Raw genomic sequence first — 24,328 nt, forward strand, 5'->3', positions numbered from 1 at the left:
CCTCTGCTAATCGGCTGATCGTTCAGTCGCCTTCGAACACGGGACGCGTCTTGGCCACGAACGCGTCATAGGCGCGGCGGAAGTCCCGGGTCTGCATGCAGATGGCCTGCGCCTCGGCCTCGGCTTCGATGGCTTCGTCCAGCCCCATATTCCACTCCTGGTGGAGCAGCTTCTTGGTCACGCCGTGGGCGAAGGTCGGTCCGGCGGCGATTTGCGCCGCCAGCGCCTGCGCCTCGGCCAGCACGACGTCGGGCGCATGCAGCGCGTTGAAGAAGCCCCACTGCAGCCCTTGCTCCGCATCCATCGCGCGGCCGGTATAAAGCAGTTCGCTCGCACGGCCCTGCCCGATCACGCGCGGCAGCAGCGAGCAAGCGCCCATGTCGGCGCCGGCCAGGCCGACCCGCACGAACAGGAAGGCCGTCTTGGCCTGTGCCGTGCCCAGGCGCATATCGGAGGCGAGCGCCATCATCGCGCCGGCACCGGCGCAGATGCCGTCGACGGCGCTGACGATTGGCTGCGGGCAGGCCCGCATGGCCTTGATCAGGTCGCCGGTCATGCGCGTGAACTCCAGCAGCTCGGGCATGGTCATGCGCGTGAGCGGCCCGATGATTTCGTGCACGTCGCCGCCCGAGCAGAAGTTGCCGCCGGCGCCGGTGATGACCACCGTCTTGATGTCGGTGGCGTAGCACAGGCCGCGGAACAGGTCGCGCAGCTCGGCGTAGGAGTCGAACGTGAGCGGGTTCTTGCGCTCGGGGCGGTTCAGCGTCACGGTGCCGACCTTGCCGTCGGCCGAGACCGACCACAGGAAGTGCTGCGGCTGATACCCGGCGAAGCTGCGCTTGTGGTGGCGCATGTCCAGTGCTATTTCGCTCATCTCGTTTCTCGCTTGTTCGTTCTGATTTTGGTTGACTTGCATGCGTTGGCGATCAACCCGCCATGACCTCGCCACCGGCCACGGCGATCGACTGGCCCGTGATGGCGCTGGCCGATGGCTGGCACAGCCACGCCACCGCATCCGCCACCTCGTCGGGCTGCACCAGCCGCCCCTGCGGATTGCCCTTGGCCAGCTCGGCGCGGGCCTGCGCCTCGGTGCGGCCGGTCTTGCGCACGATATTGGCGACGGCGTCGCGCACGATGTCGGTTTCCGTATAGCCCGGGCAGACCGCATTGACGGTGACGCCGCTGCTCGCCGTTTCCAGCGCCAGCGCGCGGGTCAGGCCGATCACGCCATGCTTGGCCGCGCAATAGGCGCTCACATAACCATAGCCAACCAGCCCGGCTGTGCTGGCCACGTTGACGATGCGGCCCCAGCCATTGGCCAGCATGTGCGGCAGCGCGGCCTGCGTGCAGACAAAGGTGCCGGTGAGGTTGACCGCGAGCATGGATTGCCACAGCGCGAGATCGGTCTTGCCGAACGGCGCGCTGCGCGCCTGGCCGGCATTGTTGATCAGCAGGTCGATGGGCCCAGCGCGGCCGGCGGCTTCGGCAAAGGCCGCCGCCACGCTGTCAGCCTGGGAGATATCCGCCGTCACCGTGCACAATATGGCGGGCGACACCACGGCCTCGGCCAGCGTATCGGCGGTGGCCGCCAGCGTGGCCGCGTCGCGGCCCATCAAAGTTACGCTAGCGCCGTGCGAGAGCAGGCGGCGCGCAATGGCCGCGCCGATGCCGCGCCCGCCACCCGTGACCAGCGCGTGCCGGCCTTGCAGGGAAAGTTGCGCGTTCATGCTCAGTGATCCTCTGGCTGGCGGGCTTGCTGCGCTTGTTGTGCCGCGCGTTCGAGATTGGTTTCGAGCTGACGCTTGCCGGCCTGGTATTGCTTGGGCCATGCCAGGTCGCGATGTCCCAGCCGCGCCGCCTCATGAATGGTCCAGGCGGGATCCGCCAGGTGCGGACGCGCAATCGCGCACAGGTCCGCACGGCCGGCGGCGATGATGCTGTCGACGTGGTCCGCCTCGAAGATCGCGCCGACGGCAATCGTGGCGATGCCGGCTTCGTTGCGGATACGGTCGGCAAACGGCGTCTGGTACATGCGCCCATAGACCGGCGCCTGGTCCGGGCTCACCTGCCCAGAGGAGCAGTCGATCATGTCGGCGCCGGCTGCCTTGAAGGCGCGCGCGATCTCGATCGCGTCGTCGGGCGTGATGCCGCCTTCGACCCAGTCATGGGCCGAGATCCGCACGGACATCGGGCGCTCCTGCGGCCATACGGCGCGCACGGCAGCGAAGACTTCGAGCGGGTAGCGCAGCCGCGCCGCCAGCGAGCCGCCGTATTCGTCCGTGCGCTGGTTGGTCAGCGGCGAGATAAAGCTGGAGAGCAGGTAGCCGTGGGCACAGTGCAGTTCCAGCCAGTCGAACCCGGCTTCGGCAGCACGCCGCGCGCTGTCCACGAAATCATCGCGCACGGCATCCATGTCGGCGCGGCTCATCTCGCGCGGTACTTGCGACACGCCCGGCATGTACGGCAATGGCGAGGCCGACATCACCGGCCAGTTGCCGCTGGCGAGCGGATAGTCCATCTGTTCCCAGCCAAGCTGGGTCGAACCCTTGCGTCCGGCATGCCCGATCTGCATGGCGATGCGCGCGTCGCTGTTGGCGTGCACGAAGTCGACAATGCGGCGCCAGGCGTCGCGCTGCGCGTCGTTCCACAAACCCGGGCAGCCGGGGGTGATGCGCGCATCCGGCGAGGTGCAGGTCATCTCCGCCACCACCATGCCCGCGCCGCCGAGCGCACGCGCGCCCAGGTGCGTCAGGTGGAAGTCGCCCGGCACGCCGTCCTCGCAGGAGTACATGGCCATCGGCGACACCACCACGCGGTTCTTCAAGGTGACGTTGCGCACGCGGAACGGCGTGAACATCGGCGGCACCGCGCGGGCCTGTGCCGCCTGCGCGGTGCTGGTGACATTGGCGACGTTGGCAGCCGCCTGCCCCGCCAGCCAGCGCTCGAAGCCCTCGACGTAGCCGGGATCCCGCACGCGCAGGTTCTCGTGCGAGATGCGCTGCGAGCGCGTCAGCAGCGAATAGGCGAACTGCTCCGGGGCCATGCCGGCGTAGCGCTCGACATTCTCGAACCACTCGGTGGAGTTGCGCGCGGCATTCTGGATCTTGAGTACTTCGACGCTGCGGGTGGCCTGGTAGCGCTCCAGCGCCTGCGGTAGTACGTCGGCGCCGCCGGCGCCGGCATCGCGGATATTGTTGGCCAGGTCGATGGCGTCTTCCAGCGCCAGCTTGGTGCCGGAGCCGATGGAGAAATGCGCGGTGTGCGCGGCGTCGCCCATCAGCACCACCGGCACGCGGCGGCCATCGGCCAGCGTGTTCCAGCGCACCAGGTGCCGCAGATCACACGGGGGAAGCGGATCCAGTTGGCAGAACCGCGCAGGTGCGTGGCGTTGCTGATCAGTGCGTTGCCGTCCAGGTAGCGTGCGAACAGCCGTTCGCAATACGCCACGCCCTCTTCCTGGCTCATCTGCTCGATGCCGGCGGCACGCCACACGTCTTCGGGCGCCTCGACGATAAACGTCGACGTGTTGTCGTCAAAGCGGTAGGCATGGGCCTGGAACCAGCCGTGCTCGGTTTTTTCAAAGGCAAAGGTGAAGGCGTCGAACAGCTTGCGCGTGCCGAGCCAGACAAAGCGGCACTGGCGGGTATCGATATCGGGCTGGAAGGTCTCGGCATAGCGCCCGCGCACGCGGCTGTTGATGCCATCGGAGGCGATCACGAGGTCGGCCCGGTATTGCTGCGCCAGCGCCTGGTCGTCCGTCACGTCGGTCTCGAACACCAGGTGCACGCCGAGTGCCTCGCAGCGTGCCTGCAGGATATTGAGCAGGCGCTTGCGGCCGATGCCGATAAAGCCATGCCCGCCGGAGCGCAGGGTGCGCCCGCCGATATGGATGTCGATATCGTCCCAGTGGTTGAACGCCGCGTTGATCTGCTCCGCGCTGACCGGGTCGGCCTGCCTGAGGTTGTCCATGGTGGCGTCGGAGAACACCACGCCCCAGCCGAAGGTGTCATAGGGGCGGTTGCGTTCCACCACGTAGACCTCGTTGGATGGGTCCCGCAGCTTCATCAGCAAGCCGAAGTACAGGCCCGAGGGGCCGCCGCCAATACACAGCACTCGCATTTTTTCGTCTCCTGCGTGCCGGTCCGCCCCTTGGGATTCTGAGTTCCAGGAGAGCCGTGCGGCACATGCGATGCGCGGTAGCGCATCTAGATCATGCTTAAATATTTGATACTTAAAATATTAGTCCGCATGCGCACCCCTGGCAAGCACAATCTTTTGCGCAGTGCAGCGCCCGCCGGAGGGCGGGCGCCTCCGCCTTCAGCCTTGCATCGCCGCCTGCAGTTGCGCGAGTGCGGTGGGATCCTCAATCGTGGTCAGATCGCCCGGGTCGCGCCCTTCCGCCACCGCCTGCATGGCGCGGCGCAGCAGCTTGCCGGAGCGCGTCTTGGGCAGCACATTGACAAAGAACACGCGCGCCGGGCGCGCCACCGCGCCCAGTTGCTGATCCACCGTTTTCATCACATCGCCCTCCAGCGCCAGCCGGTCGGCCTGGGTAGCGGTACGGCCCGCGTCGCGCACGATGACAAAGGCCATTGCCACCTGGCCCTTGAGCGCATCGTGCACGCCCACCACAGCCACCTCGGCCACCGCCGGGTGCGAAGAAATGCTCTCCTCGATCTCGCGCGTGCCCAGGCGGTGGCCCGCCACATTGATCACATCGTCGGTACGGCCGAGGATAAAGATATAGCCATCCTCGTCCTGCACGCCCCAGTCGAACGTGGAATAGCAGCGCCGTCCCGGCACGCCGGACCAATACGTCTTGACGAAGCGTTCGTCGTCGCCCCACACCGTGGTCATGCAGCCCGGCGGCAGCGGCCCGTCGATGGCGACCAAGCCCTTCTGCCCCGGCGGGCATTCGGCGCCGGTAGCCTCGTCGACGATCTTCAGGTCGTAGCCGTAGACCGGCACGCCAGGCGAGCCCAGCTTGGCCGGCAGCGGGTCGATGCCGCGCTGGATGGCGATGATCGGCCAGCCCGTCTCGGTCTGCCAGTAGTTGTCCACCACCGGCTTGCCGATGCCCTGCTGGATCCAGCTCGCCGTGGGCTCGTCGAGCGGCTCGCCGGCCAGGAACAGCAGGCGCAGGCTGGACAGGTCGTAGCGCGTGAGCCAGGCGGGATCCTGCTTCTTCAGCACGCGGATGGCGGTGGGCGCGCTGAACATGATGTTGACGTGGTACTGCTCGACCAGTTGCCACAGGATGCCGCCGTCCGGGCGGATCGGCGTGCCCTCGTACATGACCGTAGCCATGCCCACCAGCAGCGGCCCGTAGACGATATAGCTGTGCCCGACCACCCAGCCGATATCGGAACTGGAGAACATGGTGTCGCCAGCCTTGCCGCAGAAGATGTAGTCCATCGAGGCCGCCAGCGCGACCGCGTAGCCACCGGTATCGCGCTGCACGCCCTTGGGCTTGCCCGTGGTGCCGGACGTGTAGAGCACATAGGACGGCTCGCTCGATTCAAGCCACACGCACGGCACGCGCGCCGCGCCCACGCGCTCGCGCCAGGCGCCATAGTCTTCATCGCGGCCGGGCATGAGCGTCATCGGGCAAAGCTGGCGATCCGCCAGCAACACGCGCTCCGGCTTGTGCGCGGCCAGGTTCACCGCCTCATCCAGCAACGGCTTGTAGGGCACCACCTTGCCGGCGCGCGAGCCGGCATCCGCGCTGACGATCACGCGCGGCCGCGCATCGTCGATGCGGGCGGCCAGGCTCACCGAGGCAAAGCCGCCGAACACCACGGAATGAATGGCACCGATGCGCGCGCAGGCCAGCATGGCAAACGCGGCCTCGGGAATCATCGGCATGTAGATCAGCACGCGGTCGCCCTTGACCACGCCCATCTGCTGCAGGATCGCGGCCATGCGGTTGACCTCGTCGTGCAGCTCGGCGTAGCTGTAGGTGCGGTGCTGGCCCGTTTCGGTCGACACGTAGATCAGGGCGGCCTGGTCCGCGCGCTCGGCCAGGTGGCGATCGACAGCGTTGTGGCAAAGGTTGGTGCGGCCGCCGACGAACCACCGGGTGAATGGCGGCCGGCTATCGTCCAGCACGGTGTCGAACGAGGTTTCCCAGTCGATGCGGCGAGCCTGTTCGGCCCAGAAACCTTCAGGGTCGCTCAACGAGCGGGCGTGCAGGGCACGGGTAGCCGTCATGGCTTGTCTCCTCCGCTTGGATGCGGGTTGTTGGTTTGTTGCTTTGTGGATTTATTGCCCCTAGTTTGCCACCACTACGGGTGCATGGCATCCCACGCATGGGCTTGCCGAGGCCGGCGACCGGCTCCTGCAAGTCTGGGCACGCCGCCTTACGCAAGGCTTACCGTTGATGCGCCACACCAAGCAAAAGGGCGTGCCATTGGCACGCCCTTGATCTGGCTCAAACCCATCCCCGCTTCAGCGAGCGTGCGCCTTGGACTTCGCCGGCCCCGCCGCCGATTTGCCAGCCGACTTGGCACTGGCCGGCTTGGCGCTGGCCTTGGCTGCCGAAACGGTCGGCGCGGCCTTGGCCGACGACCTTGCCGCAACCGCGGCGCCCTTGCGCGGCGCCACCTCGACCACCACGCGCTGGCGTGGCGCGGCACGGCCCTTGGCAGCCCCCGCACCGCCTCGGCCCGCACCGGGACCACTGCGGAAGCGCTGGGCGCCGGGTCGGGCGCGCTGGCGAAGCGGGCCGCCGAGCGCGCCGGCACCATCAGCACCAGGCTCTGCCCCGCCACCAGCTTGGTGCCGGAGAGCTTGTTCCAGGACTGCACCTGGCCAGCCGACACGCCATAGCGATGCGCGAGCGTTACCACCGTATCGCGCCGCCCAGCCCGCACCACCACGCGACGTGCGTCCGGCACATCCGGCTCCATGGCCATCGTGGCGCTTTCAGCCAGCGTGGCGCTGATGTCCTGGTTGCGATCTTCGGAGCGCGGCACTACCACGGTCGAGCCGGCCTTCAGCCGCATGCCCTTGGGAATGCGGTTGATCTCGCGAATCGTGTCCGCGTCGATATTCAGCCGCGCCGCCAGCGCCTCGATGCGCTCGCGGTTATCCACCGTCACCGCCGTCCAGCTCGACAGGCCGCCCCGGTAGGTGTTCAGGTTGTACTGGAAGCGCTCGGCGTTATCGAACGGCAACAGGATCTGCGGATTTGCCGCGCCCAGGATCACCGGCCGGTTGAAGGACGGGTTGAGCGCCTTGAACTCGTCGAGCGGCAGGTTGGCGAGCTTGGCTGCCAGCTTGACGTCGATGTCGCGCGAGGTGGTCACCGTGACAAAGTACGGGTGGTCGGGAATATCCGGCAGCTTCACCCCGTACATCTGGGGATTGGCGATGATGTTCTTGACCGCCTGCAGCTTGGGCACGTAGTAGCGCGTCTCGTTGGGCATGTTCAAGCTGGCGTAGTCGGTCGGCAGCCCGCGCGCCTGGTTACGCGCGATGGCGCGCGAGACCGCGCCCTCGCCCCAGTTGTACGCCGCCAGCGCCAGTTGCCAGTCGCCGAACATGTCGTACAGCCGCGCCAGGTAATCCAGCGCCGCATCCGTCGAGGCCAGCACATCGCGCCGCTCGTCGCGGAACATGTTCTGCTTCAGGTTGTAGCTCTTGCCGGTGCTGGGAATGAACTGCCACATGCCGGCCGCCTTGGCGGTGGACTCGGCCTGCGGGTTGAATGCGCTCTCCACGAAGGGCAGCAGCGCCAGCTCGGTAGGCATCTTGCGGCGCTCCAGCTCCTCCACGATGTGATAGAGGTAGCGGCTTGAGCGCCCCACCATCCGTTCCATGTATTCCGGGCGCTGCGCGTACCACTGCGTGCGATCGTCAACCAGCGTGCCTTCCAGGTCCGGCATGCCAAAGCCGCGGCGGATGCGGTCCCAGATGTCGCTCGACGGCCCGCGCAGCCAGTCCAGGCTGTCGCGGTCCATGTTAATGACGGCTGCGCTGTTGATCGAATTGAGCGGGTCGGGCTTGGAAATCGCAGGTTTGGAAGCGGAGGCGGTCGCAGCGGCGCCATCGGCGCCATCAGGCGGGGTGGGCGTGCTGGCACACGCTGCAAGCAGCGCGGCACACGCAACTACCGCCAGTAATCGACCAATTTTCATTAAGTTCTCAAATCGTGACGCTAAAAATTTGCCTGATGCTAAGAAAAAGCGGCTTTCGCGTCAATGAAATTCTCCCTGCCGCGGCGCTGGGCCGAGGCCGGCAGGGACGTATGGGCACGGGAAAACAGCCGTCCCGGCAAGGCGCGCCCAAATCTGGCGGGCGCACCGAGGGCGGTCCGCCCAATCATGATTCAGCGGAAATTATCTTTCCAGCCGCGCAGCGCGCCAAAGGCCGCCGCGTCATTGCCGGCCACCCCGCCGGCGTGGGCCGCCACCGCCTGGCGCACCGCGGGCACGCGCGAGCGCAGGAAGGGATTGACCTCGCGCTCCTGCCCGATGGTGGTCGGCACGGTCGGCGTGCCGACCGCGCGCAATGCATCCACGCGCGCCTCCCAGGCTGCCAGTTCGGCATTATCCGGCTCCACCGCGCGGGCGAACCGCACATTGCTGCGGGTGTACTCGTGGGCGCAATACACCCGGGTGGGGCCGGGCAGCGCCGCCAGCTTGTCCAGCGAGGCCAGCATCTGCGCCGGCGAGCCCTCGAACAGGCGGCCGCAGCCGCTGGCAAACAGCGTATCGCCGCAGAACACCGCCGGGCCTGCGCCCGCCAGGTCCGCCACATACGCGACGTGGCCGGCGGTATGGCCCGGCACGTCGAGCACCTTCAGTTGCAGCGCAGGGTGCGCCACGTCCACGGTATCGCCTTCCCGCACCGCCACGGTGCGAGCGCCGATGCGTTCGCCGGCCGGGCCGATGACGGGCAACGGGGCGCCATCCGGCGCGGTGGGATGCGCCGCCAGCAACCCGGCCACCCCGCCCTGGTGATCGCCGTGGTGGTGGGTGATTACAATAGCGCCCAGCGTCAGCCCCTCGCGTGCCAGGAAGGCTTCGACCGGCGCGGCTTCGCCCGGGTCGACCACGGCGGCCCAGTGACCGTCGTGGATTGCCCAGATATAGTTATCCTGGAATGCGGGAATCGGCTCCACCTTCAACATGCGTGCTCCTATGTCCAAGCGTCCGATTATAAATTGGGAAGACTGGCTTGCCTCGCCTCCCGGGCAATACATGCTCCAGTGGGAGCAGGCACAGTACGACCGGACCGTGGTGGATATCTTCGGCTACCACGCGGTGCAGCTCGGCCTGCCGCACATCGACACCCTGCGCGAGAACCGCATGCCGTTCTCCGCACTGGCCCTTGCCCCCGGCAACGGGCCCCATGGCCCACGAGCCCAGGCCGATTCGCGCCAGTTGCTGTGCCGCTTCGACGAACTGCCGTTCGAGACGCAAAGCATCGACCTGATCACCCTGCCCCACATCCTGGAATTTTCGGAAGACCCGCACGAGGTGCTGCGCGAAGTGTCCCGCGTGCTGATGCCGGAAGGCCGGGTGGTGGTGACCTGCTTCAACCCCATGAGCCTGTGGGGCGCCCGCCAGGGCCTCAGGCGGCTCGGCGCCGACCCCTTCCTGCCCAACGACAGCCAGTCCATCGGCTTCGTGCGCATCAAGGACTGGCTCAAACTCCTGGGTTTCGATATTATCCGCGGCCGGTTCGGCTGCTATTGCCCGCCGTACCACACGGAACGCTGGCTGCAGCGCGCCGCCTTCATGGAGAAGGCCGGCGACCGCTGGTGGCCGATCTTCGGTTCAGTCTATATGATCTCGGCGGTCAAGCGCGTGCGCAATATCCGCCTGGTCGGCCCCGCCTGGAAGAGCGCCAAGGCCGCGCTGTCGCCAGTGGCCGCGCCGGTGGCGACGCCCACGGGCACCCACGGCAAATCCCCCGGCGACGAGCATTAAGCGCCATCACGCGCCGCCGCACCCCAATCACCCCGGTTGGCCCCGCCGCATCGCGGTGCCACCCTTAGCTTAGCCCTTAGCCAATACCCAATGGAACCCAGCGAAATCGAAGACGTCATCATCTATTCGGACGGCGCCTGCAAAGGCAACCCCGGGCGCGGCGGTTGGGGCGCCGTGCTGGTCTGCGGCACCAACGAGAAAGAACTGTTCGGCGGCGAAGCCCTCACCACCAACAACCGCATGGAAATGACCGCCGTGATCGAGGCCCTGCGCGCGCTCAAGCGCCGCTGCCGGATCAAGGTCTACACCGACTCGCAATACGTGCAAAAGGGCATCGGCGAATGGCTGCCGGGCTGGAAGGCACGCGGATGGAAGACCGCCGAGAAGAAACCGGTGAAGAACGCCGACCTCTGGCAGGAAATGGACAAGCTGGCCCAGCAGCACGACATTACCTGGCACTGGGTGCGTGGCCACAACGGCCACCCCGGCAACGAACGCGCCGACGCCCTCGCCAACCGCGGCGTCGACTCGCTCAAGGGATAAAGCCGGCCCATACCGACCCACACCGGCCCGACTCCCCCGTCCCACCGGTTAGAATGCCCGCCATGCGACAGATCGTTCTCGACACAGAAACCACCGGCCTGAGCGCCGCCACCGGCGACCGCCTGATTGAAATCGGCTGCGTGGAGCTGCTCAATCGCCGCCTCACGGGCAGGCATCTGCACTTCTACGTTAACCCGGAACGCGATATCGACGAAGGCGCGATCGCGGTGCACGGCATCACCGTGGACTTCCTGGCCGACAAGCCCAAGTTTGCGCAGGTGGTCAACGAGATCCGGGACTTCGTCCAGGACGCCGAACTGATCATCCACAACGCGCCCTTCGACCTTGGCTTCCTGGACATGGAGTTCAAGCTGGTCGGGTTGCCGCCGTTCCGCGAGCACGCCGGCAATGTGATCGACACCCTGCGCGAAGCCCGCCAGATGTTCCCCGGCAAGCGCAACTCGCTCGACGCCCTGTGCGACCGCCTCGGCGTCAGCAACGCCCACCGTACCCTGCACGGCGCATTGCTCGATGCGGAGCTGCTGGCCGAGGTCTACCTCGCCATGACGCGCGGCCAGAACTCGCTGGTGATCGACATGCTCGACGGCGGCGGCGCCGAGAGCGACGCAGTGGCCGCCACCGACCTCTCCCGCCTCGACCTGCCCGTGCTGATGGCCAGCGAGGAAGAAGCCACCGCCCACCTGGCGGTGCTCAAGCAGCTGGAAAAGGCGAGCGGCGGCAAGGTCGTATGGAAAGAAGCACCGCCGGCGAGCGAAGCGGCATAAACGGCATAAGCCGACCGAAAGTAGCCCGATGGATTTTTTGCAGAAATTTCCAGGAAGGGCTTTACAAGATACAACGGCGCTGACATAATCTTGTTTCTCTGCAGCACGGCAGCAACAACGCAGCAGCAGGGGTGGTTAGCTCAGCGGTAGAGCACTGCCTTCACACGGCAGGGGTCACAGGTTCAATCCCTGTACCACCCACCAAATTAGTGGCTAGCAACTGCCTACGTTGCCAAGAAACCCAGACAGCGAAAGCTCTCTGGGTTTTTTGTTGTCCGGCGTTGGCCAACGTACGCCATCGATACCCAACATCCCTGCCCTGGCACAGAGCGAGATCCGGTGGCCCAGGCTGGGGGGCTCAGCCAATCATTTGCTCAGCCATTGCGGGAAATACTGCGTTACAACTCCACTCAGGCAAGGCGTCATCCCGCCCCGTTTCCCTGGCGTTAGTTGGACATGTTCGGCACTTGCCGCCGGACATCATCAACCAAGGGGAGCGTCGCAATGTTTGCTAAGAAGATTCTGGGTAGCGTGGCAGTCGCGGTTTTTGCAGCCAGCCTCGCTGGAGGCGCAATGGCCAACGAGAAGGATTCTCGCTGGGAAAGAAACCATCCCCGCCGCGAGCAGGTCAATAACCGCCTCGCCAACCAAAACAAGCGCATCCACCAGGAGGTCAAGGAAGGCGAGCTGACCCACCGCCAGGCCGCCGCGCTGCACCATCGAGATGGTCAGATCCGCCAGGAAGAACGCATCATGGCAAGCCAGAATGGCGGGCATATCACGCGGCAGGAACAGCGAACGCTCAACCACCAGGAAAATGCAGTCAGCGGGCAAATCGGTCAATAACTGGTGCCTTGCTGGAATAGGTAGAAGGGGCTTCGGCCCCTTTTGCTTCCTTTTGCCTCCTTTGGTGCCGACTACACCTTGTATCCTGGCAGGCCGGCAGCCAGCTTGCCTTTTGCCAGCGTGATGGCTTGCTGGACCGCGGCGTGGAAGTCAGCGCTCAGGTCCTCGACGGCGATGGAGCGGCGAAAGAAGTCCGCCCAAACGAACTCCGCAAAGGAGGTAGGCGTCTTGGTATAGCCACCAGCGTCTCGCACATACCCGGCCAGCGACCGATACGGATCGTCGACCAGTTTCTCCAGGTGATTGGGAACCGCAGCGTAGTAGTGCCTCACGCCGTGTTCGTCCAGGGGATGAACCCATAGGTTCTTGTCCATCTCTGCCCAGAAATCGTCCTGCGCGCAAGCCGACAGATCCGCCTCCACGGTGAAAAAGCCGGTGGTGACGCCCGCTTCCAGGGCAGCCCGCCCAAGATGATGGTGATCGGTGATGTAAAGCTTGCCGCCTGGCCCGCTCACCGCCGGGATAGGGTGGGCCTGCAGGAATTCGCGCTGCTCGGCAGGCTTTAGCGAGGCCAGGTGTTTCTTCTTGTCCTGTACTTCGATCATGCCCACCGTTAGCTGCGTCGGGTGGAGTTGATGAATCAAGGATTCGCGCACAGTTGACATGTTGCCCTCCTCTTCAATTTTCTGCACAAGACAAGATTAGCAGGCATATCGCCCACAATCGGAAGGAATAAGGGACGGGTGCCCGCAAGGCAGTCAAGCCGCGGTCAAGCCGGATGGGGGTTCGCCTGGGCGTCAGGTGCGCCGGTAGGGCCGGCGGCAACGCCGGACAGGCGCCCCCCGTGCCCTAGGTTCGCGATGAAAGATTGTCCGGATCGCGAACGTGTACACCCCGACGATCAGCAGGGCAACGATAAGTAGGGTGAGGAACGGCATGATGGGCTCCGATGGGGCCTGCTCCAACGCTCATCGACCATGGCCGCCACCATGGCCGCCGCCATGACCACCACCTTCATGACCGCCGCCTTCATGACCGCCGCCATGCCCCTCGCCATGCCCGCCATGATCACCATGGCCTTCATGGCCTTCATGACCTCCATGGCCTTCGCCGCCACGACCGTGATGACCTTCACCGCCGTGACCACCGCCATGGAAGAACACGGCACCGCCCCCATAAAATCCAGGCCACCAGTCGTAGTCGTAGTAGGGGCCATAGGGGTAAGCGGGATAGTAAGCGCCGTAAGGATAAGTGTCTTCGGCCGGATAGCCGTAGCCATAGCCGTCATAAGCGGGCACTGCCGCGCACCCGGCCAGCGTTATGGCCGCACCGATTGTGAGGCTTCTGATACATGTGCTCATCGCCAATTCCTGACGCGTTCGTGTAGTTAGACACGAATTTCCAGTGCACATTCCAGGTCCCTGCCTGGTTCAATGCCGGATTTGCGCGGCACGCGCAAGGCGCGGCACTTTCCCGTTACTCCCAGGCGTCCAGCCGATGGCGCTGGTCAGGCCAGCGCCCTACAGATTAACCACTGCCCCACCTTCCGACGGCCGATAGTCGAGCAAGCGGGAAAGCTCTCCCGCAGCACTCCTCACCTGTTCCACCATGCCATCGAGCCGCTCCGGATCGATCCGCGAAGCCGGGATCGTGGCGCCGAGCGCCGCCACTACCTTGCCGCTGCGGTCACGCACCGGCGCGGCGATGGTCGAGATGCTGGTTTCGAAGAAGCCTTCCTGCAGCACGTAGCCACGCTGGCGGTCGCGCTGGACCATGTCGAACAACGCTTCAACGGTCTTGGGTGTGCTCTCCGAGAAGACTTCCAGCTGCGGCTCGGGATAGAGTTCGCGCAGCTCGGCCAGCGTCAGGTCTTCAAGCAGCACACGGCCTAGCACGGTGGCATGCGCCGGCAGGCGAGTGCCGACGTTGACCGAGCTGGCGAACGGCGTCGGCGCCACGGACTTGGCCACGTAGACGATGGAGCGGCCGTCCCGCACCACCAGGTTGCACGGGTAGTTGATTGCGTCGCGCAGCCGGTCCAGCAGCGGCCGGCCGAGTTCGGTCAGCTCCAGCGAGGCGAGGTAGTCGAAGCCAAGGCGCAGTACCGCCATGCCGAGCCGGAATTCGCGGCCGCCATCGGTGCGCTCGACAAAGCCCATCATCTCCAGCGTGGTCAGCAGGCGAAACACGGTTGAGCGCGGAACCTGCAGCCGGCGCGCCAGTTCGGCGGCCGACAGGGTCCGCTCGTTGCGGCTGAACTCGCCCAGCAGGCGCAGGCCGCGTTCAAGCCCCGGCACGATGTACTTGTCCTGGAGATCGGTAGGCTCGAGGGCATCTGTCATGGTGATATCTCTGCGAATGAGTGCTTTGGCTTGCTATATGGTAACGGCTTTGGCTTCGGCCCTACCCTGCGGCCCTGCCGGTGCGCATTGCGCACCTTGCATCCCGAAGCGCCGCCCGCGACTGTCCGATATAACACGCCCTGCGCCTATCCTCCAGCACTTCCATCACCGAAGCCGTGCATGCTCACTTCAAATAGTCGCGCAGCCAGGCCGCGCACTCGCCCGCGTGCTGTGCCGGCCAGCGCACGGTAATGGTGGCATTGGGCTGGCGCACTTCGATGCAGATATCCGTGAGCGGGCCCCTGTCCAGGGCGGCCGCGGGCGCGAACAAGCGCGACCACCAGCCTGCGCTGCGATTCGGGCTGGCTTGCAGGGCGTGAGCCGGGATGACGGCCGGGCGAGCGGGAGTCGCCTCGATGGCGGGAGCGGGCGAAGCGGCCGCCGCCTGTGCCACCGTTTCCGCCACAGCGGGCGCTGCGGGCGCTGCGGCCTGCGCCGCCTCGGCAGGCGCCACCAGCCGCGCCGACAGATTCGTACCGAACTCCTCCCACATCCGGTCGGCCTTGGTCTTCATCACGCTCAGGCCGAACGTGCCAAGGCGGCCCAGCACATCCACGTTGATCTTCATGCGCAGCTCGGTCTGGCCGTCCGGCAGCCCGGTCAGGAAGATCTCGCTGGACTGCTTGAGCGAACTGGCCACGGAGGCATCCTCGCCCGTGCCTTCGCTGCGCAGGTAGTTGGGCGCGCGCATCTCCACGATATGGGTCTTGATCTTGAAGCGCGCGCTGACAAAGGCGATCTTGACCTGGATGTGCGAGATGTACTCCACATCGCTGACCACTTCGATCGACTGCATGCCCGGCACGCAGCCGCCCATCACGTTGGGATCGAGCAGCAGTGCCCACACTTGCGCCGGCGCTGCGCCGACGACCAGGGTTTTTTCAATTTCCACGCATCTTCTCCGCGGCGGACAGAATGGATTGGACGATGCCGACGTAACCGGTGCAGCGGCACAGGTTGCCGTTCAGGCCGGCACGGACTTCCTCTTCCGTAGGGTTGGGGTTGTGCGCCAGCATGGCGCAGGAGGTCATCAGGAAGCCTGGGGTGCAGTAGCCGCACTGCAGGCCGCCGCACTCCATGAAACTCTGCTGCAGCGGGTGCAGCTCGCCGCCGGCGCCGAGGCCTTCGACGGTGGTGACGTCGCGCCCGCGCACCTGCACGGCCAGCATCAGGCAGGACTTCACGACTTCGCCGTCCACCAGCACGGAGCAGGCGCCGCAGATGCCGGTCTCGCAGCCGCGCTTGGTGCCGGTCAGGTTCAGGTCGTCGCGCAGCAGGTCTGACAGCAGGCGCCGCGCGGGCACTTCCACGCTGTGCGCCTCGCCGTTGACGGTGAGTTCGATGTTGATCTTTTGCATGGGAATTCCTTAGTCCGCTGCCAGCCCGAACAGCGTGGCAATGCTTCGCCGCGCCACGGCCCTGACCATCTCGCGGCGATAGTCCGCGTTGCCGCGCATGTCGGAAACGGGGTCGATGTCGGCGGCGACGATGTCCGCGGCTTCAGCCGCCACCTCCGACGTGACGGCCTTGCCCGCGAGGAACGCTTCGGCACGCCGCAGGCGCGCCGGAATCGGCGTGGATGCGCCGACCGCAAGACGCGCCTCGATACATGTGGCGCCAGCCCTGCGCGCCAGCAGCGCCACGCTGGCCAGCGGACGGTGCTCGGCGGCCGTGCGCAGGAAACGCGCGTAGTGGCCAACCGCATCCGGCGCCGGCGCGGGAATGCGGATCTCGGTCACGATCTCATCGGGGTCGAGCGCCGTGGTGTAGTAGTCGACCAGGAACGCTTCCATCTCCAGCACGCGCTCGCCGTTCCTGCCGGCGAGCACCACCTGCGCCTGCAGCGCCATCAGGCAGCCCGGCGGATCGGTGGCCGGATCGGCATAGCAAAGATTGCCGCCGATCGTGCCCTGGTTGCGCACCTGCGGATTGGCCACGCGCCCGGCCATGCTGGCCAGCATCGGGTAATGCGCCTGCACCAGCGGCGAGCGCGCCACCTGTGCATGCAAGGCCAGCGCGCCGATGCGCAAGCCGGTGCGCGGATCGAACTCGATCTTGCGCAGCGCATCGAGTTGGCCGAGCGATACCAGATGGGTGGGCGTGAGCATGCGCTGACGCATGCCGAGCATCAGCGCGGTGCCGCCGGCGATCACCCGGCACTCGTCGCCCAGGTCGGCCAGCATGCGGCTGGCTTCCTGCACCGAGCCCGGCTCCAGAAATTCGAAATTACGCATGGTGCGCCTCCTGTTCCTTGCGCTCGCGCAGCGCGGCCAGCACCTTCTCGGGCGTGATGGGCAACGTGGTGATGCGCACGCCGATGGCGTCGTAGACCGCATTGGCGATGGCAGCCGCGCCGGGCAGGATCGCGGTTTCGCTGGCGCCCTTGGCGCCGTAGGGCCCGTTAGGCTCAACGGACTCGACAACATCCGTGCGCAGCGCGGGCACGGCATCCGCGGTCGGCATGGTGTAGTCGGCAAAGTTGCCGTTCAGGATGCGGCCGTCTTCGACCTGCACATGCTCGTACAGGGTCCAGCCGATCGCCTGCACGGTGGCGCCATGCGTCTGGCCGTGCACCGCTAGCGGGTTGATGGCCTTGCCGCAGTCGTCCGACACGAAGCTGTCGATCAGCGTGACCTGCCCGGTGACGGTATCCACCTCCACTTCGACGGCCTGCGCCGCGAAGGAATAGGCCGGGGCGATGTTGCCGTAGTAGTTGGCATCGTGCATCACGGTGGGCGCGTCATAGGTGGCGCGCACCATCAGCCCCTCGCCGCCGTGGCGGAAGATATGCAGCCGCGCGATCTCGGCGAGCGTGGCATGCTTGGTGTCGTCGTTGCGGGCGCGGATCACGCCATCGCGCAGGTCCAGCTCGTCCTGCGGCACGCCGAGCTTTTCCGCGGCAACGTCCAGCAGCTTCTGCCGGGCCTCACGCGCGGCGCGCATCACGGCGTTGCCAGAGATGATCGTCACGCGCGACGCCAGCGAGCCGAGGCAGAACGGCGCCACATCGGTATCCGGCGCACTCACGGTGACATGCGACAGGGGAATGCCCAGCTCCTGCGCGCAGATCTGGCTGAGCATGGTGTTGGCGCCCTGCCCCATGTCGCACTCGCTGGTGAGCAGCATGACGCGCCCATCCTCGTTGACCTTGAGCACGATGGTGGAGCCGTCCCAGTTGCCGAGCGTGCGGTTGCCGCTGACGTGCATCGCGGCGGCAATGCCGAGCCCGCGCCGGCGCGTGCCGGTTCGCCGCGAGGCATCGGCGCGGCGCGCATCCCACCGGATCGCTGCGCGCGTTTGCTCCAGGCATTCCACCAGGCCGCTGCTGCCGATTTTCCAGCCATGCACGCTGGTGTCGCCGGAGCGGATGGCGTTGCGCTTGTGGACTTCGATGGGATCCATGCCGAGCATCTCGGCCAACATGGTGAGATGGCTGTTCAGCGGAAACTGCATCTGCTGGCCACCAAAGCCGCGGAACGCGCCGCGCGGCGGATTGTTGGTGTAGGCCAGCACCGCGTGGGAACGCACGTTTTCCACGCGGTGCATGTTGTCGCTGCGCATGGCGGTCACGTGCATCACGTCGCCGGCAAGGCCGGCATAGGCGCCGCACTCCGCCACGATATTGACGTCCTTGGCAACGATCATCCCCTGCGCGTCCAGGCCCATCTTGAGCCAGACCCGCGCTGGCACGCTGGAACGCGCGCCAAGGAAATCCTCGAGCCGGTTGTTGACCAGCCGCACCGGACGGTCCAGCCGCGTGGCCAGCAGGGCGGTGATCAGGCTGTTGCTCTCCTCCACGATCTTGGCGCCAAAGCCGCCGCCGGTGACCGCCTGGATCACGCGGATGGTGGACACAGGCCGGTCCAGTGCTTCGGCCAGCCGCGCGCGCGCCAGGAACACGGATTGCGTCGAGGCCCAGACCGTCAGCCGGCCATTGCCATCCTGCGCGGCCACCGTCGCCATCGGCTCCAGGTAGCCGGGATACTGCGAATGCATGTCGTAGGTGGCCTCGTAGACCACGGCCGCGCGGGCGAAGCCGGCTTCAACGTCGCCCCGCACGATACGCATCTCGTGCGCGATATTGCGCGTGCCCGGGTGCAGCTGCGCCGCGCCATCGGCCAGCGCCGCATCGGTGCTGAAAATGGCGGGCAGCTCTTCGTACTCCACGCGGATCAGGTCGAGCGCATCGCGCGCGGTTTCCTCGTCCACGGCGACCACCGCGGCGACCTCTTCCCCCACGTGGCGGACCACGCCGGCGGCGAGAATGCGCTGCTCCTTGCGATGCGTGCCCCACAGCCGCGACGGCGAGTCCTCGCCGGTCAGCACCAGCTTGACGCCTGGCAACCCGCGCGCCGCCGCTGTGTCGATGCGAACGATGCGGGCATGCGGATACGGGCTGCGCAGCACCTTGGCATGCAGCATGCCGGCCTGCTTGATATCGCCGGCATACACGGCCCTGCCCATCACCTTCTCCCGCGCCGTCACTTGCGGCGTGGAGCTTCCCACTGTCGACGTGCTCATGCCGACCTCCTGCTAGTCTGAAAACCACTGAACACCATGAAGAAGCCGGCAGGCGTTGCCGCCGGCTTCGCGTCACTCGGCGGTGATGCCGAAATCCTTGATGACCTTGCCCAGCCGTTCATAGTCGGAGGCATTGATCCTTTCCAGCACGCCGGGCGCGCCGCCCACCGGCACCGCGCCGAAGGTGGCCATCTTTTCGGCGATGTCGGGCATCTTGACGATGTCGTTGAGCTGTTCGTTGAGCAGCTTCACCACATCGGCCGGCGTGCCCTTGGGCGCCATGACGCCATGCCATGCGCCCACGATGACGTCCTTGTAGCCAAGCTCGGACAGCGTCGGCACATTGGGCAGCAGCGGCGAGCGCTGCGGATCGGTCACGGCCAGCGCGAGCAGCTTGCCCGTGTTGATGTACTGGGCCACCGGCCCCAGCGTCACGTAGGCAAAGTTGACGTGGCCCGCGACGACGTCGTTGACTGCGGGCGCAACGCCCCGGTAAGGCACGTGCTGGATCTTCACGCCCGCCGCCCGGTTCAGCCATTCGCCGGCGATGTGCATGGGTGAACCCGCGCCGGGGCTAGCATAGGTCAGCGGCTTGCCGGCCTTGGCCGCGGCCACCATCTCCTGCACGGTCTTGATGCCGGCACCCGGATACGCCACCAGCAGCACGGTCTGCGTGCCGGTCTGGATGACCGGGGTGAAGCCATGCAGCGCGTCGTAGCTGGAACTGGCAGGGAGCTTCAGCACCATCGGCGCCGTCGTGAACGGGTTCGGCGTGAACAACAACGTGTAGCCGTCGGCCGGCGCGCGGCCGACCATCGCGTTGCCAACCACGCCACCCGCGCCCGGCTTGTTCTCGACGATGACGGGCTGCTTGAGGCGCACCGACAACTTCTCGGCGTACATGCGCGCCATGGAGTCCGTATCGCCGCCCGGCGGATACGCCACGACGATCGTGACCGGCTTGACGGGATAGCCAAGCGCAAAGGCGCTGCCGCCTCCCAGGACAATCGCGGCGAGCGCTGTGGCAAGGATGTGTCGGCGGGCAAGGTTCATCTACGGCTCCTGTGGGGACGCGCCACTTCAGCGGGGAATGGCGTGGTGGGTGCGGGGTTAGGCACGGCTAAGGGACGGGAACGCATTCGATGTGCGTTCTATTAGCGAAACACTAGTTCAGGAGAGGAACATATCAATCATCCTAGATTGCGATTGTTGACTACTCAACTTACGTTAATCCCTAATTGACATCTTCATTATTTACATGAGCAGAAAATGGGGGATCATGATGGGAAGGAGGCGGCACCCCGGAGTCCCTATGAGACAATCGGCTCCGCCCCCTGATCAGCCGCCGTCCGGCGGCATTTCTTGAAAGACATGGATCTGATGAAGCGCGCAGCCGGCACGGCAGATGACACCGGCGACACGGCAATACCCCCGGAAACCGACTGCCCCTGGGCGGAACTGGACGAGCAAGGAAACGGGCTCGACGTCGACGACTTCCTGACGACGCTGCTGAGCCAGCTGGTCAACGCCCTGCGGCGCACCGTCACGCTGCCCTACGCCGAGCAGTTCGCGCTAACGGTGCCCGAATGGCGCCTGCTGGCACTGCTGGCGCACGCGCGGCAGCTGCCCTTTGCGGAGCTGGTGCTGCAATCCACCTCGGACAAGGCGCTGGTGAGCCGCACGCTGCGGCTGCTGGAAGGCCGCGGGCTGGTGAAACTGGATGCCGAGGGCAACACCCCGCGCAAGAAGCTGATCTGCGGCATCACGCCGGCAGGCATGGCACTACATGAGCAAGTGATGCCGCTGGCCAGGAAAGGCCAGGCGGAGGTGATACGGCTGCTGGAGCCGGAGGAGCGACGCGCGATGTACCAGGCGCTGAGGAAGCTGCACGGCCTGTGCGTGACGCCAGGGCGGAAGGACGCCATTCCGGGCGAGTAATGACGACCCGGCGGACGCTCGGTTGCGGCCAAGCCCGAGGGCACTAGTCGAAGCCACCGAACAGGCCAAAGCCGCGCGCCATGACGAAGGCTGTCTCTCCCTCTCCCCTCAGGGGGAGAGGGCTGGGGAGAGGGGTGGCTTAGTCAATATGACTCCCCTGGGGCAAAGAGGGCTGGCCCGCCGCGAGGAATCAAACGCGGGTTAGCATGACTGCCAGAGCCGCATGGTGTGGACAGTGCCACACCCGGCGATTTCCAGCGCGGAGGCCAGCATGGAACACGATAGCACTTTGTACGTGGGTCTTGACGTCCATAAGGACTCGATCACGGTCGCCTACGCACTCGGCGCGGGCGAGGTCGAACTGCTTGGCAAGATCGGTACCTCGAAGGCCGATATCGATCGCCTGTGCAAGCGCCTGCAGTCTAAAGCGAGCCGGATCCGCATCGTCTACGAGGCAGGCCCTTGCGGCTATGGCCTTTACCGGCAGCTTGCAGGGAAGGGATTCGAGTGCATGGTGTGCGCGCCGTCGCTGATCCCGAAGAAACCCGGCGAGCGCGTCAAGACCGATCGGCGCGATGCGGTCAAGCTCGTGCGATCGCTGCGCGCCGGCGACCTCTCGGCGGTGTACGTACCCAGTGTGGAGGATGAAGCGTTCCGGGATCTGTCGCGCGCCTGGGTCAACGCCAAGGACGATCTGAAGCGCGCCCGGCAACGGCTGAAGGCCTTTCTGCTTTCACATGGGGTGCGCTACAGCGGCAGAGCCGACTGGGGACCGGCGCACCGGCGCTGGATCAGTACCTTTGCGTTCGACACCGTGTGGCAGCAACTTGCCTTTGACGAATATCGACGTGCCATCGAGGATCGGCTCGCGCAATGCAGCCGTCTCGAAGCGGCCTTGCGCGAAGCCGTGGTCAACTGGCGCTTCTATCCGGCCGTACTGGGCTTGCAGGCCATGCGCGGCGTGCAGTTCACCACGGCGATAGGCATGCTCGCCGAATTGGGCGATCTCTCGCGCTTTGTGCATCCGCGCCAACTGATGGCTTGGCTCGGGGTGACGCCCGCCGAACATTCATCGGGGGAAAAACGGCGCCAAGGCAGCATCACCAAGAACGGCAATAGTTATGCAAGAAAGCTGCTAATCGAAGCCGCCTGGAGTTACCGGCACCCGGCACGTGTGAGCCCCGAGATTCAGCGACGGCACGAAGGCATCCCGAAGGCCATCGTTGACCGGTCCTGGGACGCCCAGGTTCGACTGTGCCGGCGCTATCGAAGACTTGCCGCGCGCGGCAAGAACCCGAACATTGCGGTGGTTGCGGTGGCCCGCGAACTGAGCGGGTTCATCTGGGACATCAGCCGGCTCGCCATGTCGCTTGCCATACCGAACGCGGCGCAGACAACGTAACCCAGCGCCAAGGTACCAACCTATCTGCCACCTACTGTGGAGCCAGTTTCCTGAAGGGCGACGTAGCCCGGCACACGAGCAACCCGCGACCTAGCTAGGCAACGGATTTCATCCGACTTGCGGCCTTAGATAGCGGCAGGCTCATTGGGCGGACCTCTGTAATGCGGTAACCAACCCGCGGATATCAGCGTGATCCACCGTCGAGACTTACTGCTACGTCGCCCTCCAGGAAATTGGGGAACAACATGCAACCGTGAAACTGAATCAAACCAATCTCGATTGACACGGGGAGTCATATCAGCTAGGAGCCACTTGAAGCGAAGCCCATGGTGTTTTCCAGCACGCAGGCGTAACCAGCGCCCGCCCTCTCCTCCGGCCCCTCTCCCACAAGTGGGAGAGGGGAGCAGACCGGTGGCATCGAACGGAGCAAACCGCCGCGAATTTGCGCAGCCTCGCACCGCCTCAGGCCTCGAGTTGCTCGAGCACCTTGCCCTTGGTCTCGATGCCAAGGAAGTGGATGGTGAGCGCCGCCACGAACGGGACCGCGGCCAGCGCGTAGAAGGCGCTGCTGAGATTGCCCGAGCCGATGGTGCTGGCAACCAGCGTCGGCGCGAAGATCGCCGCCAGCTTCAGCCACGCGCCCCCGAAACCGCAGCCCATGGCGCGGATGCTGGTGGGGTACAACTCCGGCGTGTACACGTAGGCGGTGATAAAGCCGCTGGCCAGGAAGCCGAGCGACAACGCGCAGAGGCCGGCAACGACGTACACCGACTCCGCGTGGAACACGCCAGCCAGCGCCAGCGACAACGCGCACAGGATGAACGAGACGTTGATGACCGGCTTGCGGCCCACCTTGTCGACGATCATCGCGCAGACCAGCGAGCCGATCACGCCGAGCACCGATGCGCCGGCGGCCAGGTTCAGCGCCAGTTGCAGCGGTGCGTGATACACCGTCTTGTAGATCGTCGGCAGCCAGGTCGACAGGCCGTACTGGATAAAGCCGCAAGTGGCCCACAGCATCCATACCGCCAGCGTGCGCCCGACATAAGCCTTGCTCAGCAGATCCCGGACGCGCCGGCGCGGGTGCCTGCCCGTCATCGCATCGTAGGCGGACACATCGCCCAGCGGCGCGAGCGGACCCTTGGCCCGGGACTCGAACACCGCGAGCGCGCGGTCGGCCTCGGCCAGCCGGCCCTTCTCGGCCAGCCAGCGCGGCGACTCGGGAATGGCCCGGCGCAGGATAAAGAACAGGATGACCGGGGCGCCGCCGATGAAGTACATGACGGTCCAGCCGAACCTCGGCACCAGCCACGCGCCGACCGCGTTGGAGATCAGCAGGCCGATCGGGAACACCACCTCGTACAGCAGCACGAAGCGCCCGCGCCCGTGGGCACGCGTCACTTCGTTGATATAGGTGGCGGCCACCGGCAGTTCACCGCCCAGGCCAAGGCCCTGCACGATGCGCAGCAAGGCAAAGATCTCGAACGAAGGCGCGAAGCCGCAGGCGATGCTCATCAGGCCGATGATGCCCGCGCTCCAGCCAATCGAGTTCAGGCGGCCGAAACGCTCGGCGAGCGCCGGAAACAGCAGCGCGCCGATCAGTTGCCCGACTGAAGGCGCCGCGATCAGGAAGCCGATCTGGCCTGGCGTGAGCGACCACATCGAGATCAGCAGCGGCAGCGTGGCAGCAATGGCAATGACGTCGAAGCCATCGAAGAACGTGGCCAGGCCGATCAGCAGCCGTGCCCTGACATGCATGCCATTGCTGGGCAGGCGCTCGATGCGGGCGATGATCTCGCCCCGGGTAGTTGCCACGGGGGCATCGGTGGCGCGCACGCCACCGCCTGCCGTGATGTTGCTAGATGGGGTCGCCACGCCCTCGGCGTTCGCATTGGCGAACGGGGCCTCTTGTCTCTGGATCAACACTGTGTCTCTCTTCTAAAGTATCCGAGGCAG

Annotated in this window: 20 protein-coding genes, 1 tRNA gene and 1 pseudogene; 7 read left to right on the top strand and 15 right to left on the bottom strand. The window is 65.9% G+C overall.

The features are described from left to right. Positions 1 to 22 precede the first annotated feature (22 nt). From OMK73_RS20360 to gloB, 6 genes and pseudogenes are all read right to left on the bottom strand, one after another. Positions 23 to 874, bottom strand: coding sequence for an enoyl-CoA hydratase family protein (locus tag OMK73_RS20360; RefSeq protein ID WP_267603708.1), 852 nt, complete (start codon positions 872 to 874; stop codon positions 23 to 25). Between the two features lie 52 nt (positions 875 to 926). Beyond that, positions 927 to 1,727, bottom strand: coding sequence for an SDR family NAD(P)-dependent oxidoreductase (locus OMK73_RS20365; protein ID WP_267603709.1), 801 nt, complete (start codon positions 1,725 to 1,727; stop codon positions 927 to 929). Between the two features lie 2 nt (positions 1,728 to 1,729). Further along, a pseudogene (locus OMK73_RS20370) lies at positions 1,730 to 4,119 on the bottom strand (bifunctional salicylyl-CoA 5-hydroxylase/oxidoreductase). 198 nt (positions 4,120 to 4,317) lie between these two features. Continuing rightward, the gene (locus tag OMK73_RS20375; protein ID WP_267606442.1) at positions 4,318 to 6,261 is read right to left on the bottom strand and encodes a propionate--CoA ligase; all 1,944 of its coding nucleotides are present in this window, start codon (positions 6,259 to 6,261) and stop codon (positions 4,318 to 4,320) included. A 98-nt stretch (positions 6,262 to 6,359) separates the two neighbouring features. Beyond that, positions 6,360 to 8,138 (bottom strand): transglycosylase SLT domain-containing protein, encoded by a 1,779-nt coding sequence (locus tag OMK73_RS20380; RefSeq protein WP_267603710.1) that lies wholly within the window; start codon positions 8,136 to 8,138, stop codon positions 6,360 to 6,362. Positions 8,139 to 8,329: 191 nt separating this feature from the next. Further along, positions 8,330 to 9,133, bottom strand: a complete 804-nt coding sequence (gene gloB / locus OMK73_RS20385; RefSeq protein ID WP_267603711.1) for a hydroxyacylglutathione hydrolase — start codon at positions 9,131 to 9,133, stop codon at positions 8,330 to 8,332. A gap of 10 nt (positions 9,134 to 9,143) precedes the next feature. On the opposite strand from gloB, the gene OMK73_RS20390 reads away from it, so the two are divergent. The 5 genes from OMK73_RS20390 to OMK73_RS20410 all read left to right on the top strand — a co-directional run bounded on the left by OMK73_RS20390 (position 9,144) and on the right by OMK73_RS20410 (position 12,109). Beyond that, a complete protein-coding gene (locus OMK73_RS20390) occupies positions 9,144 to 9,935 on the top strand; it encodes a class I SAM-dependent methyltransferase (RefSeq protein WP_267603712.1) in 792 nt (263 codons plus the stop codon). Positions 9,936 to 10,040: 105 nt separating this feature from the next. Further along, positions 10,041 to 10,478, top strand: coding sequence for a ribonuclease HI (gene rnhA / locus OMK73_RS20395; protein WP_267606443.1), 438 nt, complete (start codon positions 10,041 to 10,043; stop codon positions 10,476 to 10,478). A 62-nt stretch (positions 10,479 to 10,540) separates the two neighbouring features. After that, entirely contained in the window at positions 10,541 to 11,263 is a 723-nt protein-coding gene (dnaQ, locus tag OMK73_RS20400) for a DNA polymerase III subunit epsilon (protein WP_267603713.1), read from the top strand. Positions 11,264 to 11,392: 129 nt separating this feature from the next. Further along, positions 11,393 to 11,467, top strand: a tRNA-Val gene (locus tag OMK73_RS20405). A 369-nt stretch (positions 11,468 to 11,836) separates the two neighbouring features. Then, positions 11,837 to 12,109: a hypothetical protein gene (locus tag OMK73_RS20410; RefSeq protein ID WP_267606444.1), complete on the top strand. Its 273-nt coding sequence runs from the start codon at positions 11,837 to 11,839 to the stop codon at positions 12,107 to 12,109. Positions 12,110 to 12,180: 71 nt separating this feature from the next. On the opposite strand, the gene OMK73_RS20415 is transcribed toward OMK73_RS20410, so the two are convergent. The 8 genes from OMK73_RS20415 to OMK73_RS20450 all read right to left on the bottom strand — a co-directional run bounded on the left by OMK73_RS20415 (position 12,181) and on the right by OMK73_RS20450 (position 20,085). Continuing rightward, entirely contained in the window at positions 12,181 to 12,774 is a 594-nt protein-coding gene (locus OMK73_RS20415; RefSeq protein ID WP_267603714.1) for a ParB-like protein, read from the bottom strand. 236 nt (positions 12,775 to 13,010) lie between these two features. Continuing rightward, positions 13,011 to 13,262 carry a hypothetical protein gene (locus OMK73_RS20420; protein WP_267606655.1) on the bottom strand — a complete coding sequence of 84 codons (252 nt, stop codon included), beginning with the start codon at positions 13,260 to 13,262 and terminating at the stop codon, positions 13,011 to 13,013. 367 nt (positions 13,263 to 13,629) lie between these two features. Then, positions 13,630 to 14,451 (bottom strand): IclR family transcriptional regulator, encoded by an 822-nt coding sequence (locus OMK73_RS20425; protein WP_267603715.1) that lies wholly within the window; start codon positions 14,449 to 14,451, stop codon positions 13,630 to 13,632. Between the two features lie 184 nt (positions 14,452 to 14,635). Next, entirely contained in the window at positions 14,636 to 15,403 is a 768-nt protein-coding gene (locus OMK73_RS20430; protein ID WP_267603716.1) for a CoxG family protein, read from the bottom strand. Beyond that, positions 15,393 to 15,869, bottom strand: coding sequence for a (2Fe-2S)-binding protein (locus tag OMK73_RS20435; RefSeq protein ID WP_267603717.1), 477 nt, complete (start codon positions 15,867 to 15,869; stop codon positions 15,393 to 15,395). The genes OMK73_RS20430 and OMK73_RS20435 overlap by 11 nt, the downstream gene beginning before the upstream one ends. 9 nt (positions 15,870 to 15,878) lie before the next feature. Continuing rightward, positions 15,879 to 16,745 (bottom strand): FAD binding domain-containing protein, encoded by an 867-nt coding sequence (locus OMK73_RS20440; protein ID WP_267603718.1) that lies wholly within the window; start codon positions 16,743 to 16,745, stop codon positions 15,879 to 15,881. Continuing rightward, positions 16,738 to 19,032 carry a xanthine dehydrogenase family protein molybdopterin-binding subunit gene (locus OMK73_RS20445; protein ID WP_267603719.1) on the bottom strand — a complete coding sequence of 765 codons (2,295 nt, stop codon included), beginning with the start codon at positions 19,030 to 19,032 and terminating at the stop codon, positions 16,738 to 16,740. The genes OMK73_RS20440 and OMK73_RS20445 overlap by 8 nt, the downstream gene beginning before the upstream one ends. A gap of 72 nt (positions 19,033 to 19,104) precedes the next feature. Then, positions 19,105 to 20,085, bottom strand: a complete 981-nt coding sequence (locus tag OMK73_RS20450) for a Bug family tripartite tricarboxylate transporter substrate binding protein (protein WP_267603720.1) — start codon at positions 20,083 to 20,085, stop codon at positions 19,105 to 19,107. Positions 20,086 to 20,403: 318 nt separating this feature from the next. On the opposite strand from OMK73_RS20450, the gene OMK73_RS20455 reads away from it, so the two are divergent. Next, on the top strand, positions 20,404 to 20,970 hold the full coding sequence (locus OMK73_RS20455; RefSeq protein ID WP_267606445.1) for a MarR family winged helix-turn-helix transcriptional regulator: 567 nt from the start codon (positions 20,404 to 20,406) through the stop codon (positions 20,968 to 20,970). A 271-nt stretch (positions 20,971 to 21,241) separates the two neighbouring features. Then, on the top strand, positions 21,242 to 22,372 hold the full coding sequence (locus OMK73_RS20460) for an IS110 family transposase (RefSeq protein WP_267603721.1): 1,131 nt from the start codon (positions 21,242 to 21,244) through the stop codon (positions 22,370 to 22,372). A gap of 462 nt (positions 22,373 to 22,834) precedes the next feature. Here OMK73_RS20460 and OMK73_RS20465 read toward each other — a convergent pair whose 3' ends face one another. Continuing rightward, a complete protein-coding gene (locus OMK73_RS20465) occupies positions 22,835 to 24,130 on the bottom strand; it encodes an MFS transporter (RefSeq protein ID WP_267606446.1) in 1,296 nt (431 codons plus the stop codon). Between the last annotated feature and the right edge of the window lie 198 nt (positions 24,131 to 24,328).

The sequence above is a fragment of the Cupriavidus sp. D39 genome (assembly GCF_026627925.1).
GTDB lineage: Bacteria > Pseudomonadota > Gammaproteobacteria > Burkholderiales > Burkholderiaceae > Cupriavidus > Cupriavidus ulmosensis.